13 protein-coding genes are annotated in these 13,620 nt (G+C 46.1%); 6 read left to right on the forward strand and 7 right to left on the reverse strand.

What is annotated here, in order from left to right; all coding sequences use genetic code 11:
- Positions 1–7 precede the first annotated feature (7 nt).
- The 5 genes from DYADSP32_RS24195 (at position 8) to DYADSP32_RS24215 (ending at position 5,757) form a co-directional block, all read left to right on the forward strand.
- Positions 8–415, forward strand: coding sequence for a hypothetical protein (locus tag DYADSP32_RS24195; RefSeq protein WP_149240355.1), 408 nt, complete (start codon positions 8–10; stop codon positions 413–415).
- Between the two features lie 13 nt (positions 416–428).
- Complete coding sequence (locus DYADSP32_RS24200) at positions 429–1,415, forward strand: DUF4466 family protein (protein ID WP_149240354.1); 987 nt, start codon at positions 429–431, stop codon at positions 1,413–1,415.
- A 548-nt stretch (positions 1,416–1,963) separates the two neighbouring features.
- Positions 1,964–3,844, forward strand: a complete 1,881-nt coding sequence (locus tag DYADSP32_RS24205; RefSeq protein WP_414618018.1) for a heparinase II/III family protein — start codon at positions 1,964–1,966, stop codon at positions 3,842–3,844.
- Positions 3,801–5,192, forward strand: a complete 1,392-nt coding sequence (locus DYADSP32_RS24210) for a BNR-4 repeat-containing protein (RefSeq protein WP_149240353.1) — start codon at positions 3,801–3,803, stop codon at positions 5,190–5,192. Before DYADSP32_RS24205 ends, DYADSP32_RS24210 begins: the two co-directional genes overlap by 44 nt.
- 55 nt (positions 5,193–5,247) lie before the next feature.
- Positions 5,248–5,757: a hypothetical protein gene (locus tag DYADSP32_RS24215; protein ID WP_149240352.1), complete on the forward strand. Its 510-nt coding sequence runs from the start codon at positions 5,248–5,250 to the stop codon at positions 5,755–5,757.
- 131 nt (positions 5,758–5,888) lie between these two features.
- Here DYADSP32_RS24215 and DYADSP32_RS24220 read toward each other — a convergent pair whose 3' ends face one another.
- Together DYADSP32_RS24220 and DYADSP32_RS24225 are read right to left on the reverse strand one after the other, a co-directional pair.
- Positions 5,889–6,206 (reverse strand): EthD family reductase, encoded by a 318-nt coding sequence (locus tag DYADSP32_RS24220; RefSeq protein ID WP_149240351.1) that lies wholly within the window; start codon positions 6,204–6,206, stop codon positions 5,889–5,891.
- A gap of 142 nt (positions 6,207–6,348) precedes the next feature.
- Positions 6,349–6,864: a YcxB family protein gene (locus DYADSP32_RS24225; RefSeq protein ID WP_149240350.1), complete on the reverse strand. Its 516-nt coding sequence runs from the start codon at positions 6,862–6,864 to the stop codon at positions 6,349–6,351.
- Positions 6,865–7,060: 196 nt separating this feature from the next.
- On the opposite strand from DYADSP32_RS24225, the gene DYADSP32_RS24230 reads away from it, so the two are divergent.
- Positions 7,061–7,870, forward strand: a complete 810-nt coding sequence (locus DYADSP32_RS24230) for a sugar phosphate isomerase/epimerase (RefSeq protein WP_149240349.1) — start codon at positions 7,061–7,063, stop codon at positions 7,868–7,870.
- Between the two features lie 201 nt (positions 7,871–8,071).
- On the opposite strand, the gene DYADSP32_RS24235 is transcribed toward DYADSP32_RS24230, so the two are convergent.
- From DYADSP32_RS24235 to DYADSP32_RS24255, 5 genes are all read right to left on the reverse strand, one after another.
- Positions 8,072–9,439 carry an acetyl-CoA hydrolase/transferase family protein gene (locus DYADSP32_RS24235; RefSeq protein WP_414618019.1) on the reverse strand — a complete coding sequence of 456 codons (1,368 nt, stop codon included), beginning with the start codon at positions 9,437–9,439 and terminating at the stop codon, positions 8,072–8,074.
- 176 nt (positions 9,440–9,615) lie between these two features.
- Entirely contained in the window at positions 9,616–11,277 is a 1,662-nt protein-coding gene (pafA, locus tag DYADSP32_RS24240) for an alkaline phosphatase PafA (RefSeq protein ID WP_149240347.1), read from the reverse strand.
- A gap of 145 nt (positions 11,278–11,422) precedes the next feature.
- Complete coding sequence (locus tag DYADSP32_RS24245; RefSeq protein ID WP_414618020.1) at positions 11,423–11,599, reverse strand: hypothetical protein; 177 nt, start codon at positions 11,597–11,599, stop codon at positions 11,423–11,425.
- 12 nt (positions 11,600–11,611) lie between these two features.
- Positions 11,612–12,133 (reverse strand): hypothetical protein, encoded by a 522-nt coding sequence (locus tag DYADSP32_RS24250; RefSeq protein ID WP_149240346.1) that lies wholly within the window; start codon positions 12,131–12,133, stop codon positions 11,612–11,614.
- A 128-nt stretch (positions 12,134–12,261) separates the two neighbouring features.
- Entirely contained in the window at positions 12,262–13,608 is a 1,347-nt protein-coding gene (locus tag DYADSP32_RS24255) for a hypothetical protein (RefSeq protein WP_149240345.1), read from the reverse strand.
- Positions 13,609–13,620 lie beyond the last annotated feature (12 nt).

Raw genomic sequence — 13,620 nt, forward strand, 5'->3', positions numbered from 1 at the left:
GAAAACAATGACAAAACATATCAAATTACTAAGCCTGCTATTCTTTACATTGTGTGCGATGGTCGCCTGTAAGGAAGATTTTCCAGTAGATGAAGACGGACTGTTGATCACCACACGTACCCAGTGTTTCGTGAGCAACTTTGAATTATTGGGAGCTGATTTTCAAACGGTACGTACGAAAAATCCGGTGATCGACACCACCGCGCTCACAGTTAACGTGGAGGTATTTTATGGTACGGATCTTAAAAATCTCTACCCTCAGTTTTCTCTGGTAACAGATGCCAAGCTGAGCCCGAAAATACAAGGCAAAGTGGATTTTTCTGATTTAGCTAATCCCAAGCAGTATTCGGTCATTTCGGGCAATCGAAAAGTGACCAAAACCTACACTGTAAATATTACTGTTCAAAAACCGTAATTCCAATATGATTATGAAACATAAACAACTGTCGTCTATACCTTTCCTGCTCTTTTTTCTGCTTTTTTTGGCAGCTTGCAAGGAGGAGGAATACGCCATTCCCACGTTGCCTCAGACGCTGCAGAATGACGTCATTAAAAGAACGCTTGGCCCAAATCTGGTGGGTCAGAATATTGAATTTGCCTACGCCATGGCCATACCAAAATCCCTGGGTAAATTGACTTCTGCGCAGGTTGAAGCGTCCATTGCCGGAGCAGAGGCCACCTACATGGACAATAAGTCCTACAATACTGCTGGCAACGGGGAAGATGTGGGAGTTCCGGTAGGGAGTGTGTCTACCAACGCCGGTGGGAAAACCACGGTAACCTTCACTGCGGATACAATCGCTGCCACCTTGCGTTACTTTTATCGTATTCCGGCGGCAGCGAAAGGTCAGGAAGTTTCCTTTACCTTCTCTGCCAATGCCAGTAATGGTCAAACTGTCTCCTACAAAATGGGGCCGTATAAGATTGCCGAAATGGACATGGTGCTGGATCTGGACGTGAAAGACAGCTCGGCAGCGTATATTTCTATTGAGGACATGGCCGTTTACAATCCCACCCAGGCCGCAACCAATGCAGCTAAGGTGGACCTGGTATACCTTTACCGTTCTATACCAAACGTCGCATTCGCACACGGGCTGGTGGCTCCTTCGGCGAAAACCTATCTGCCGGGAGTAACCCTTCCATCGGGGGTTAGTCGTTCTGCCAAAGTGCGGCGGGCCTGGGCTCTGAGAGATTTTCATCTTGCCCGGCTACAGTATGGAATTTATATTGATGATCTGGATTTTCAGCAACTCAACCTGGACGATGCGCCGGATTTTGCAATCAACCTCCGCGCCGAATCCGGTGCATGGGTAGAAACCGCAGATGGAAAGTACCGGGCGTATATTTATGTTAATTCCATAAACAACGCTACCAAAAGTGCTAAAATCAGTATCAAGCGCTACACCTTGAAGTAGGCGGCTATTGGCTGTAATGATTCACAATTTATTTTCCTGCAAAAGTGGTGGTTAAAAGTGGATCACCTCTTTTGCAGGATTTTTTGGTTGAAGGGAAAGTATTTCCATAACTACCTCTGTACCTTTGTGTTTGAAAAAAAATAACCAATCTGTTCGGACCACATAGGATCATAGAAAACACAGAATAGGTAAAACCTCTGTGCCCTCTGTTCCTATGTGTTTAAAAAATTGAGAAAAGAAAAAATAACCAATCTGTTCGGACCGCATAGGATCATAGAAAACACAGAATATGTAAAACCTCTGTGCCCTCTGTTCCTATTTGTATAAAAATATAGAAAAGAAAAAAGAACCAATCTGTTCGGAATAAATAGGATCATAGAAAACATAGAAGATTGATTACCCATGTGACCTACCTGCCTTAGAAAGAAACTTTTGCAAAACCTGTAAGGATGGCGGGCACAAATCGGAGTCTTCTGTTTGAAAGGATTCTTTTGATGTAACAATAAGGAGCAGGTTGCGATTCCATAGTATTAACCCTTGCATTTCATATGAAAAAACTGATTGTATTTGCCCTGCTCATGATCATCCATCATGCCAATGCACAGCAAAAAACTGTGCCTTTTGAAGGTGATAACATTCTCAAATCCATTGAAAAATCGCATCCCAGGCTGCTTTTGCTAAAAGGGGAAGAGTCAAGTATCATTTCGCAGGTTGGAAAACATAAGGAGTGGGCGGCAATTCACAGGCAGATTTTAGTGGCGTGCGACAAGCTGATAGACGTACCGCCGGTGGAAAGAATAAAAATCGGGAAACGACTTCTGGACAAGTCAAGGGAGTGTCTGCGGCGGGTGTTTCAGCTATCCTATGCCTACCGGACTACCAAAGATGCCAGATATCTGAAAAGAGCCGAAAAGGAATTGTTAGCCGTTGCACTGTTTGAAGACTGGAATCCTACCCATTTTCTGGATGTGGCCGAAATGACCATGGCAGTAGCAATTGGCTACGACTGGCTGTATAACGAACTTTCTGCGGAAAGTAGAAATACAATCCGGGAGGCGATATTAACCAAAGGTATCAATCCTTCCTACGATAACCGGTACAACGGATTTTTGAAGGCAGAACACAACTGGAATCAGGTTTGTAATGCGGGAATTTCATTCGGTGCATTGGCTATCGCCGAAAACGAACCAGCACTGGCCGGCAGAGTGATCAACCGAGCGGTCGAGTCCATCCCGCGGGCCATGATTCCTTCCTACCAGCCCGACGGTGCTTATCCCGAAGGCTTTGGATACTGGGATTATGGCACGAGTTTCAATGTATTGTTTATCAATGCGGTGGAAAGAGCACTGGGAACTGATTTTGGGCTGACCAGCTCCCCAGGATTTTTAAACACCGCCGCATTTCTGCAGAATATGGTTGGTCCTACCGGTATGGCACACAATTGGGGCGACAGCGGATTGCGGGAGGGTGTCGCACCTGCACCCTTCTGGTTTGCGCAAAGGACCAAGGATCCATCCTTACTGTGGAACCAGAAAAGCATGATGGATGGGTCTTCGCAAAATTATACAGGCAACCGACTATTGCCCGCATTACTTGTGTGGGGAGCAAATACGGACCTGGCGGCCATTAAGGTGCCGCAAAAAAATGTCTGGGTAGGGCAGGGGGCTACACCTGTTGCACTCCTGCGGACGTCGTGGACCGATCCGAATGCGATTTTTGTTGGTTTCAAGCTGGGGTCTCCATCGGTAAACCATGCGCACATGGATGTGGGATCGTTTGTACTGGATGCCCTGGGAGAGCGATGGGCCATGGATTTTGGTGCGCAAGGCTACAATTCGCTGGAGTCAAAGGGCGTGGATCTCTGGAACAGGGCACAGGATTCACAACGTTGGGAGGTGTTCAGGCTGAATAATCTGGCGCACAACACGCTGACTTTTAATGGTAAACTGCAAAGGGTGCAAGGATATGCCCGTGTAGACAGCTGGTCGGAGGCGCGTGGACAGATGTCGGCCGTTTCTGACCTGAGCAAAATGTATGAAGGGGAAGTCGCTGCGGTGAAACGGGGTATCTCCATTCAAAACGAAAAATACGTGGTGGTAAGGGATGAAGTGAAAACTTCCGGTAAACAAGGCACCATGCGCTGGAACCTGCTGACCTCTGCCACGGTAAGAATCCTGGATGATAAAACGGTGGAGCTATCTCAAAATGGAAAAACCATGTTTTTGATCTTTGACACTAAAGCAACGATCGACGTTAAGACCTGGCCAACCACACCTACTCACGACTACGATGCGCCAAACCCCAATACACAATTTGTGGGCTTCGAAACCGTACTTCCCGCTCATTCAGAGGAAACTTTTAACGCTTATTTTACCACTTCCAAAAATGTATCTTTCACAAAAGCTTTGGCTGAATGGCCGGTTAAGTAACGCGGGATTAATGCGTGGCATGGGTGTGCTGCTGTTGTTGAGCGGGTTGCTATTTACTACTCCGGGGATTGCTCAAAAGCCCGCAGCCAAGCTGCCGGTGGCCATTCCGGTGGCCAAAGTATGGTCGGGACACGCTGTTGGATTTGATTTGCTGACAACAGAGAAATTTCAGTACGTCACCTACTATGATGTGGATCGCAACATGGTTATTGCGCAACGTTCGTTGGGCTCCGCAGAATGGAAGAAAACTATTTTGCCTACCAAAGTGGGCTGGGATAGCCATAATTACATTGACCTGATCCTGGACAAAGAGGGCTTCATTCATGTGTCAGGCAATATGCACGGTGTGCCGCTGATCTATTTTCGATCAGAAAAGCCCGAAAATATCGACGCTTTTGAAAAACTGTCCATGACCGGGAAAAATGAAGAGCGGTCGACCTACCCGGTTTTTTTCAAAGACCCTCAGGGCGACTTGTATTTTCAATACCGTAACGGTGGTAGCGGCGACGGGATTACCTATTGGAATAAATACAATACCGCCACCAAACAGTGGAGCGGACTGTTTGATACCCCCTTTTTCGACGGCGAAAAGGAAGCAAATTCCTACATGTCCAATCCCCAGCCGGGGCCTGATGGCTATTTCTACATCATCTGGATGTGGCGGTTAACGCCCATTGCCAACACCAACCACAACCTCTCCTGCATCCGTAGCAAAGATCTGCTACACTGGGAGAATATGGCAGGCAAAACAATCAACTTACCCGTCAAATGGAGAGACACCCAAGCCGTTGTGGATCCGGTGGCTCCCTGGAACGGACTGATCAATATGAGCTTTCAGATTAGTTGGGACAAAGAAAATGTACCGTATATCAGTTATCATAAATTTGACAAGAATGGCATCAGTCAGGTTTTTGTGAGCCGATGGGATAAGGATAAGGCCGGTAAGAGCAGCTGGCAGATACATCAGATCAGTAACTGGCCCGACTTTACCTGGGATCTCAACCGAGGCGGATCGTTACGCAACTCGGTGAGTATTTCGGCGGTTACGCCTACGGCCGAAGGTAACTTGTCGGCCAGGTACATGCATGAGAAATATGGGACGGGCACATGGATTCTCGACAAAAAAACATTGGCCATCAAGCAAACGAATCCGGATAAAAACGGTGTGCAGACTACCCATTTGCCTGCCTTGGTTTTGGGAAAGGACATGACCGAGCACCGCAAGACAGATAATACGGGCAAGTTTATCATGAGATGGCAAACCTTGCCAACCTTTCAGGATAAGCCGCGCCCGGCTCCATATCCGGAACCATCGGATCTGGTGATTTATCAGATATCCGAGAAGTGATAGTTTTCCCTGGCATGATATTTCCTGCACAGCAATACACCTAAAAACTTCTCAAATGGAAAGTGCCGTAGTAAAAAAGAAATGGTATAACTGGCGAATAATCGTGCTGGCTATTATCGTTGTGGCCATTTTTATCAAATTTTTTGTCCTGGAAGAAAAAGAAAAAAATGATGCTCCTTTGATCGTGGAGCTGGATTTGAATAATGTTGCCCGTCGAACGGTGCAGGAGGTGGAGGCGGTTTTGGGAAAGGGTAAGCTGGACAGTTACTATCGTGATGAAACCATTGGCTGCGAAAAGTGCCCTAAAATGATCTACAAAGAGGGTAAAATCGAGATTATTTTTGTGGACGAAGCTGCGGACAGGATTACGCTGAAAAACCTCTCCGATTTTGAGTTTGACGACCGGGTGATTCTTGGTCTGCTGAATTTCAAAAGCGATACCAAGCCTACATTGGACCAGCCCACGGTGAAACGATGGGATAATTTTGAGAAATACAGCCAGATAGCGGCGTTTTCGAAGGGTAATAAGATTGAATATATCGCTGTGAAAACCAGGCAGAACTGAGACTTTCTGTTATTGATAGTGACAGCCAGGTACATTCACACTTACTGAAGCCTGGCTGTCAATTACTGGCCAATTTTATTTTGAACCGAAGATCCGGGCTATTTTACCCGCTCAACCTTCATGGTATCGGACTAAAATTGGAGCACACGACTCACCTGCATTTCGGGCACTACGCTCGTAAAATTGGGAATGTCGCCCAAAAGATCCATGGCATGTTTGCCCATTGCGTTCTCCAGCGATTCCATATCGGGAAAAAAAATGCCGCAGATAATGGTATAGGCTGCATCGGTGCCCGGGGCTCCGCCAGCCACACCTTCTTCAATTTCCACCTTAAGGAGTCCCTCCGGCCCCAACAGATCGTGAACCAGCGGCGTGTGGGTATTGAGATAATAATCCAGATCGAAATGATCCGTAGCGTCCTTCGGGTATAGCACAGTGACTTTAAACATATGGTGAGTTGGTTAAGGAGTAACGTTATCCTTTAAAGGGTCAATTGGTTTGTTTTACTGATTTGGGAGCGTGTGTCTGGAACAGCACTATAATTTTTATATTCGGAATTTTTATCGGTTTAAGGATTCTCAGCCAACGACCTTATTTCAGCTTTAATTTTGGACCTGTTACCGAATTGACCAAAATCTTGAACTGAATTATTTCTTCTTCTGTAAATGCTCTTTTGGGTAGAATATTGGCCGTGCCTTCGGTCACTTTCAGCAGGAAAAAATCCTTTGTCTCCACTACTTCCAGTATCTTATCCCAGGCTACCTGTGTATTAAAGCTGTCGCCACTGATACGGAAGCCTGATTTGTCCAACCTTACTTTCACCTGTTCCGAAAACGGGTTTTTGGTTTTGACAAGATTTGGGGTTTGCATACGCGCTGTTATTTCGGAGAGAAACAGTAGGTAAATGCCGAGGAAAAGTGGAAAAAACGTGGTAAAACTAAACGAAAAGGTGCCATTGGCCCAGGTATTGGTGGCGTAAAACAGCATAACAGCGACGAGGAAAAAGCCAAAACCCTGCATCAGCCTGGTGATAAAACGGGATCGCGAAGTTTCCACCAGGCCTTTGTAAATTTCTTTATCCGTCAGTTTAAAAGAGAGTTGCAGCATATTTGCGTATTTGTGGGGATTATACTGCAAGATAGAGGGTGTATTTAGTATGTCCGCATTTTAGATCAATAATTCTGATGAAATGCAGCGTAGCTGCCTGGTTGTATTTTGTCTGAAGTCCTAAGGAATCACGATTTAGGAAGTAAAAACCAGCGTTATCCACTTTTAACTTCGTAATTCTTAGCCCGGTTGTTATATGAAGATTAAATTTTATGCCCCCCACTGGGGAAATACGTTACCATTTGAGGTATTTTGTAAAAATGTAAAATCTGCTGGCTATGAGGGAGTTGAAATGGATTTGCCGTTTGAAAAGGAAGATCGGCAGGAGATTTTAGCCACGTTGAAAGACCATGATCTGGAACTGATCGGTCAGTATTGGCAATCTCTGGAACGGAACATTGATGAGCATGCCAGGAATTATGCCAAATATCTGAGAAACCTGATTGAGGCCGAACCGGTTTTTATCAACTGCCAGACGGGGAAAGATTATTACAATTTTGAACAGAATAGCAGACTTTTTGAGCTCGCCACACAGATGTCGGCCCAATCCGGTATCCCGATTCTGCATGAAACACACCGCGGCAAATGTCTTTATGCCGCCAATATTACCCATGATTATCTGACCCGGCTCCCGGACCTGCGCATCACACTGGACATATCACATTGGTGCAACGTACACGAGTCGCTGCTCGCAGATCAGGTGGAGGAAGTGTCCCTGGCGATCAGGCACAGCGATCACATTCATAGCAGGGTGGGGCATTCCGAGGGGCCACAGGTGAACGATCCCCGCGCACCCGAATGGGCTGAGGCGCTGGAAACTCATTTAGGCTGGTGGGACAGGGTGGTTGCCAGGCACACGGATGAAGGCACACCTCTGACGGTCACAACCGAATTTGGCCCGACTCCTTATATGCCACTGGTCCCTTTTACGCAAATGCCCCTCGCCAATCAATGGGAGATCAATGTGCACATGATGAATTTGCTGAAGGCCAGGTATAAGGGCTAAGGAGGGGCTTTTCTATTGGGTTAAAGTGGGGTGTGTTTTATAGTTTCACGCAAAGGATTTAAGACTAAACGCAAAGGGCGCAAAGTTGCCGAAAGTTTTACAGAGTGAAAATACGATATAATAAACGCTGAGGTCCTCTTTTTTACCGCTGTGCACCTCTGTGTAATCATGTCGCAAAAGATAGCAACTTAGCCCTGATTCTCAGACAATCGGATGAAAAACCCGATCCGAAATACTGGATAAGGCCGGACGATAATAGCTGCCGAAACGATCACAGAAGGCTTTTTCCAATGTCTCCCGATGGTCGGGGTGGGCGAGGTTGATAAGCGCTCTGGCACGTTGTTTCAAACTTTTACCAAAAAGATCCACGATTCCATATTCGGTCACCACCCAATGGATATGACCTCTTGTGGTAACCACCCCGGCTCCTTCTTTCAGGAAGGGAACAATCCGGGATTCGCCTTTGGAGGTAACGGAGGGTAAGGCGATGATAGGGACACCGCCTTCGGAAAGTGATGCGCCATGAATGAAATCCATTTGCCCGCCGATGCCCGAATATTGATAAGTGCCCAGCGAATCTGCACACACCTGACCGGTCAGATCCAGTTCCAGGGCGGAGTTAATAGCCACTACTTTCGGATTCTGGCGGATGATACTGGTGTCATTGACATAACCAATATCCTTGACTTGAATAGCAGGATTGTCGTTTACGAAATCGTACAGTTTTTTGGTTCCCAGCATGAAGGACGTAACCGACTTTCCGCGGTTTAATTTCTTCAGGCTATTGTTGATCACACCATTTTTAATCAAAGGAATGACACCATCCGAAAACATTTCGGTGTGTAAGCCCAGGTTTTTATGGTGATTTAAATTCCGAAGCACCTGATCCGGAATGGCCCCGATTCCCACCTGCAATGTAGCGCCGTCTTCAATCAGTGATGCCACGTTTTTCCCTATTTTGATCGTAACATCCCGCGTGCGGGCGGAATAGTCCACCTCCGGTAAAACATCTTCATGCCATACCATTGCGCTGATTTTGTTGATGTGCACAAAGCCATCACCATGCGTCCTGGGCATGTTCGGATTTACAAGTGCAATCACCGTTTTTGCCGTATCGACCGCAGCACGGGCAATGTCCACGGACGTACCCAGGGAACAATATCCGTTGGAGTCCGGTGGTGATACTTGTATCAGTGCCACGTCGATCGGTAATCTTCCCGTTTTAAACAACTGGGGTATCTGACTAAGAAAAATGGGAATATAATCTCCGTAGTCGCTATTGACGACCGAGCGGGTATTGGCAGACACAAAAAGTGAATTAAAAAAGAAGCTTTCACGATGAGCCGGATTGAAGAACTCAATGTCTCCGACTGTGGTGATACTTACAAACTCGACGTCGCTAAGCTCCCAGTGGCGTTGCTGTAATGCCTTAACCAGATGCACGGGCGTTGCGGCACTTCCATGAATGAAAACCCGGTTACCCGATTTGATGGAACGAACAGCGTCATCGGCACTGATATAAGTTGGAATGGTCATGATATCTGAGAATTTGATCAAACCGTCTTTCATGCGGTTAGGATGCAAAATTCCAAAATCTTCAACCTCATTGAGGTGACACGCGTTTCATAGAAAGATGATCAATGTCAGTTTTTTGGATGGGCAGGAATGGATTCTACGCGCGTTTGAAATTTAAGGATTAAGCTCCATCGGGATCTGTATCCAGCCGGGGCTTAAAAGCAATAAAGCTATTTAAGAGCCAGATGAATCACATTTCCTATGGATCCGCTTGGAGGTAGTATGTGTAGCAATGCCGATAGGGTAGGTGCTATGTCGCTGATATGGGTTCGTTGTAAAGTTTCCCCCTGCCTGATGCCCCATCCAAACAAGACGAAAGGCACATGGGTGTCGTAATTATAAGGTGTGCCATGGGTGGTACCCACATGGTTCCGGCCAATCCATCCGGGTTGAAAAACAATGAGCAGATCACCGCTTCGCTTGCGGTTATATTCGTTCAGATAAAGCTGTTTCTGGTAGTCGGGAATACTCTCGCTGCTGAGTTTCGATAAATTTAGTACATCGGTAATCTCCGGATACGCCAGCATTTTTTCTCGTATCACTTCCTGAACCTGATCCGTGGACACATTCTTTTCCCTCATTTTCTTTTTATCCAGATAAATCTGTCGCAAGGAGAAAGCCTTGATAAAATGCTCGCCACCAAATTCGGCACTTAGCGCCTCCTGGATTTTTTGATGAACCACATTGGTATTATACCTGCCGGCTGGTATTTTGTGTTCTTTCAAAAACTCAGGAACATCCATCACGCCATGGTCGGCTGTAAGGAAGACCGTGTATTGGCCCTTGCCTGTCCATTGATCCAGAAACAGGAAAAGTTCTTCCAATTCGCGGTCAAGTCTGAGATAAAGATCTTCCTGTTCCACAGAATTGGGGCCGAAACGGTGCCCAACGCCGTCCGGGGCCGAAAAGCTAAGGGCCAGGAAATCGGTGTCGTTTCCTTTTCCAAGTTGCTCTCCTTTCACTGCAGCTATGGCCATATCCTTGGTGAGTGTATTCCCCCAGGGTGTGGATCCGATCCGGTCAAAATCAATACCACCGGGAGGCATCAGTTTGTGCGGAAATACAGCCTTTGCATTGTCGGGCAGCTTTTCTTCATACGACTGATCATCCGGCGTACTTTGTGTATATTCAGCAATAGGCAAAAGTGTTTGCCAGCCTTTTGCCAGATATTTGGATGGTAATTTAAGTGCGTTAAAGTTCCGAACCCACGCCGGAAGCTCAGTTCTGTAATAGGTGCTGGTAATCCAGTTTCCATTATCACCGTCATACCAATAGGCATGATTGGCACTATGTCCGCCGGGAAGAATGGAGGATCGGTCTTTCAGGGCAATACTCACTGTCCGGGACCTGAAATTGGTGGCGATACGGAGCTGGTCGGTCATGGTTGTTACCATGAGGTTGGCCGGTGACCTTTCACCCGATTCGGCATCTGCAGCCCCTACGCCCACCGCCGTTTTGTCTTCTACACAGTTGATCTTTTTGTTAAGCGCCGGCACATACCAGTCGTTACCCAGAATCCCGTGTACCGCTGGTGCAGATCCTGAATAAATGGAGGCATGACCCGCACCTGTGGAAGTGTTGCTATAGTGATAGTGGTTATTGCGGGCGTTAAACCCTTCGCGAAGCATCCTTTTGAAACCGCCTTCTCCATATTTGTCATAGTAGCGGTAGAGGTAGTCGTACCGCATCTGATCCACCACTATACCCACCACGAGCCTGGGCCGAAGCAGGGTTTGCGCTGGGTTTTCTTTTATTTTTTGCGACCAGGTATGTAACGGCTGCAACAGCAGAAGGTGTAAAAGAATGAGTCGGTACGGCAGGTTGTGATTCATCAGAATCGAAAAAAATGTGAAGTAATGTTATAATTACCTCCATTCGGGTTGAAACTACTATTCAGCAGGGGATAACAAATATTGTGTGTAATCAAACCTGGCTGGATTTATATCTATCAAAACCCAGGTAAGCGGTTCGTACTTGTCATACAGTTACTTTTGTTCTACTTGGAGATTTAGTTTTTGTCGGACGTTTTTCTAACAAGGCTCGTTTTTCTTTGTCTGCATTTATAAATTCACTAATCGCAAGTTCTTCCTTCTTGGTCAACGGTCTTGGGTTAACTACAAAGTCAACATCGAGAGGCTCTTTTATTAGTCCCATAATTCTGTGATTTTAAAAATATTTATTAATTAATTTCAACGCTACTTCCGTAGTGATTACCATTAAGTGTCCTCCAAAATGAACAGCACCTAAACTTTCAATGTAATGGTCGACTAGTCGTGTCTTTGCAACAAATGAAACATAGCCTTCGCCACCACGTTGAAATGAAAGTTTACAAGCAAAAGCAACCAGATTCCCCGGAACACCGTAATAAGTTTTATTGGTACCAATATTAAAAGCGGCACTTTCAATTAAGTGCATGTGAACATGGTCGGCCTTCACTTCCAAACTCACAATACCTTGGATGATATTTGGATTATTAGCAATTGTCAACTTGTAGATGTCACGTTCTGGAAATTTAATTTCACTTGCCCAATTAAACCTCCAACCATTTTTCTTGGTAATATTTTTGAGTTCAACCTTCGTTAATAAAGAAATTTCAGTCGGGAAACTGTCACCAGACTGAACGTTTTCGATTGAATTTGTCAGCTTGTCGATGATAAATCCAAGTCCTGAATTTTTCTGTTTCTTCACCTAGCGAATTTATGAAATTACAAGGTTATTGTCAAATGTGATTTGAAGTTAGCTGAGAGACCCTAGCATGACCACCAACCCCTGCGTTTACTCACCTGGAGAGCAAAAAAGTTTACTGCCCAGAGCCATTAAAAATTTCCGCTGAAACTCTTTTTTGTTTTCAGGTCCGTCAAGGACACCGAATGGATTGTTCCCACGCCTGCGAACATAATGTCGAGTCCGTATATTTTCTTTAAGGATTGTGAATAAGTGGTTTCGTACACTTGTTTGCCGTTAATATAAAGTCTGGCGTGTTTGTCTTCAACTTTCAATTCGAGTGTTCCGCCGTCACGCAGGTCGGCCCCCAGGAAATCCATCGCTTCCAGCTGGCCCTCTTTGATTACTTCTGATAGCTGTAGATTGGCCCAGTGCAGGCAGCCCGGTTTCATTACATCGATCCTATGTCGCGAAGACTCTCCAAATAGGGTCAGCCGTACCTGAGAGCAACGTACACCTGCCCGGTCGGCAGATGTTTGCACACGCGCGATCAGATCAAAATTATCTCCGTCAATCTCTGTGGGCTGACTATTCGTGAAATCAATAAAGAAAGTTCGATTGGTATCCACACCAGCCCGTGCCACTTCCCTGGCACTGATACTATGCTTATTTCCCCGAAATAAACCGGGAACCTCTATCGGGTAGACACGTGTGGTATCATACATCATCCTGGCAGTGGCTACCCAGCCTGCGGACTTGAGATACACGGTTGCCAGTCCGAGCGGACGTTTATTTTGTTTAAGAACAGCATAATATCTGCCCGGTTCTTCGTAATAGTGCGACACCAGGGTGTCATTGGCATGGAGAATGAGCTTGCGGCCATCTCCGAAGTCAATATAATACGGATTGGAGTCGCTGCCTCCCTGGCTTATTCCCTTCAGCGCAAAAGTCGCAGAGTGTGGATTTCCTCCAACCGGATTTCGGCAGACAATGCTGGCTGTTTGGGTACTCCCGGAGGGTACAAAAAAGTAATATGCAACTGCACCGATCAGCACAACCAGGGTACTAATTACCGCTATAACTTTTTGTAAATTACTTTTTTTTGCGGGGCGTGTCGTAACGGGAGAGACTGTTTCGTGGGCGATAATTTCTACGTCTTGTTTCGTTTCCGTAGAGGCGGGGATGTCGGTTACGTTTTGCAAAACAACCGGAGCATTTGTGAAACTCTCCCAATTGGGGTAGCCAATGTAATTAACCAACGCATCCCGGGTTGCCTTTTGTGGATAATAGCGTGCGTCCGTTTTTATCTTTCCAAAAATTCTTTTCAGTGTATTCGGACTGATCTGAACCCGGGTCTTTTTATAGAGGATGTTGCTAAGCTTGATGTAATCGCTATTGGTCCACCGTGCACGATCAGGTTTTCCATACACCTCACTAATCAGCTGACATCCGTAATCCAGGTACTCAAACTGGCTTATCCGGCCTTGTCCATTCTTCATTATTGTAAATTA

It is taken from the genome of Dyadobacter sp. 32, from assembly GCF_902506755.1.
Taxonomy (GTDB): domain Bacteria; phylum Bacteroidota; class Bacteroidia; order Cytophagales; family Spirosomataceae; genus Dyadobacter.

Excerpts from the sequence above, each read along its gene's own strand:
- DYADSP32_RS24245 (WP_414618020.1), bottom strand. The coding sequence starts at position 11,599 with ATGGGACTAATAAAAGAGCCTCTCGATGTTGACTTTGTAGTTAACCCA.
- DYADSP32_RS24215 (WP_149240352.1), top strand. The coding sequence starts at position 5,248 with ATGGAAAGTGCCGTAGTAAAAAAGAAATGGTATAACTGGCGAATAATC.
- DYADSP32_RS24200 (WP_149240354.1), top strand. The coding sequence starts at position 429 with ATGAAACATAAACAACTGTCGTCTATACCTTTCCTGCTCTTTTTTCTG.
- DYADSP32_RS24225 (WP_149240350.1), bottom strand. The coding sequence starts at position 6,864 with ATGCTGCAACTCTCTTTTAAACTGACGGATAAAGAAATTTACAAAGGC.
- DYADSP32_RS24230 (WP_149240349.1), top strand. The coding sequence starts at position 7,061 with ATGAAGATTAAATTTTATGCCCCCCACTGGGGAAATACGTTACCATTT.
- DYADSP32_RS24195 (WP_149240355.1), top strand. The coding sequence starts at position 8 with ATGACAAAACATATCAAATTACTAAGCCTGCTATTCTTTACATTGTGT.
- DYADSP32_RS24220 (WP_149240351.1), bottom strand. The coding sequence starts at position 6,206 with ATGTTTAAAGTCACTGTGCTATACCCGAAGGACGCTACGGATCATTTC.
- DYADSP32_RS24210 (WP_149240353.1), top strand. The coding sequence starts at position 3,801 with ATGTATCTTTCACAAAAGCTTTGGCTGAATGGCCGGTTAAGTAACGCG.
- DYADSP32_RS24205 (WP_414618018.1), top strand. The coding sequence starts at position 1,964 with ATGAAAAAACTGATTGTATTTGCCCTGCTCATGATCATCCATCATGCC.
- pafA (WP_149240347.1), bottom strand. The coding sequence starts at position 11,277 with ATGAATCACAACCTGCCGTACCGACTCATTCTTTTACACCTTCTGCTG.
- DYADSP32_RS24255 (WP_149240345.1), bottom strand. The coding sequence starts at position 13,608 with ATGAAGAATGGACAAGGCCGGATAAGCCAGTTTGAGTACCTGGATTAC.
- DYADSP32_RS24235 (WP_414618019.1), bottom strand. The coding sequence starts at position 9,439 with ATGAAAGACGGTTTGATCAAATTCTCAGATATCATGACCATTCCAACT.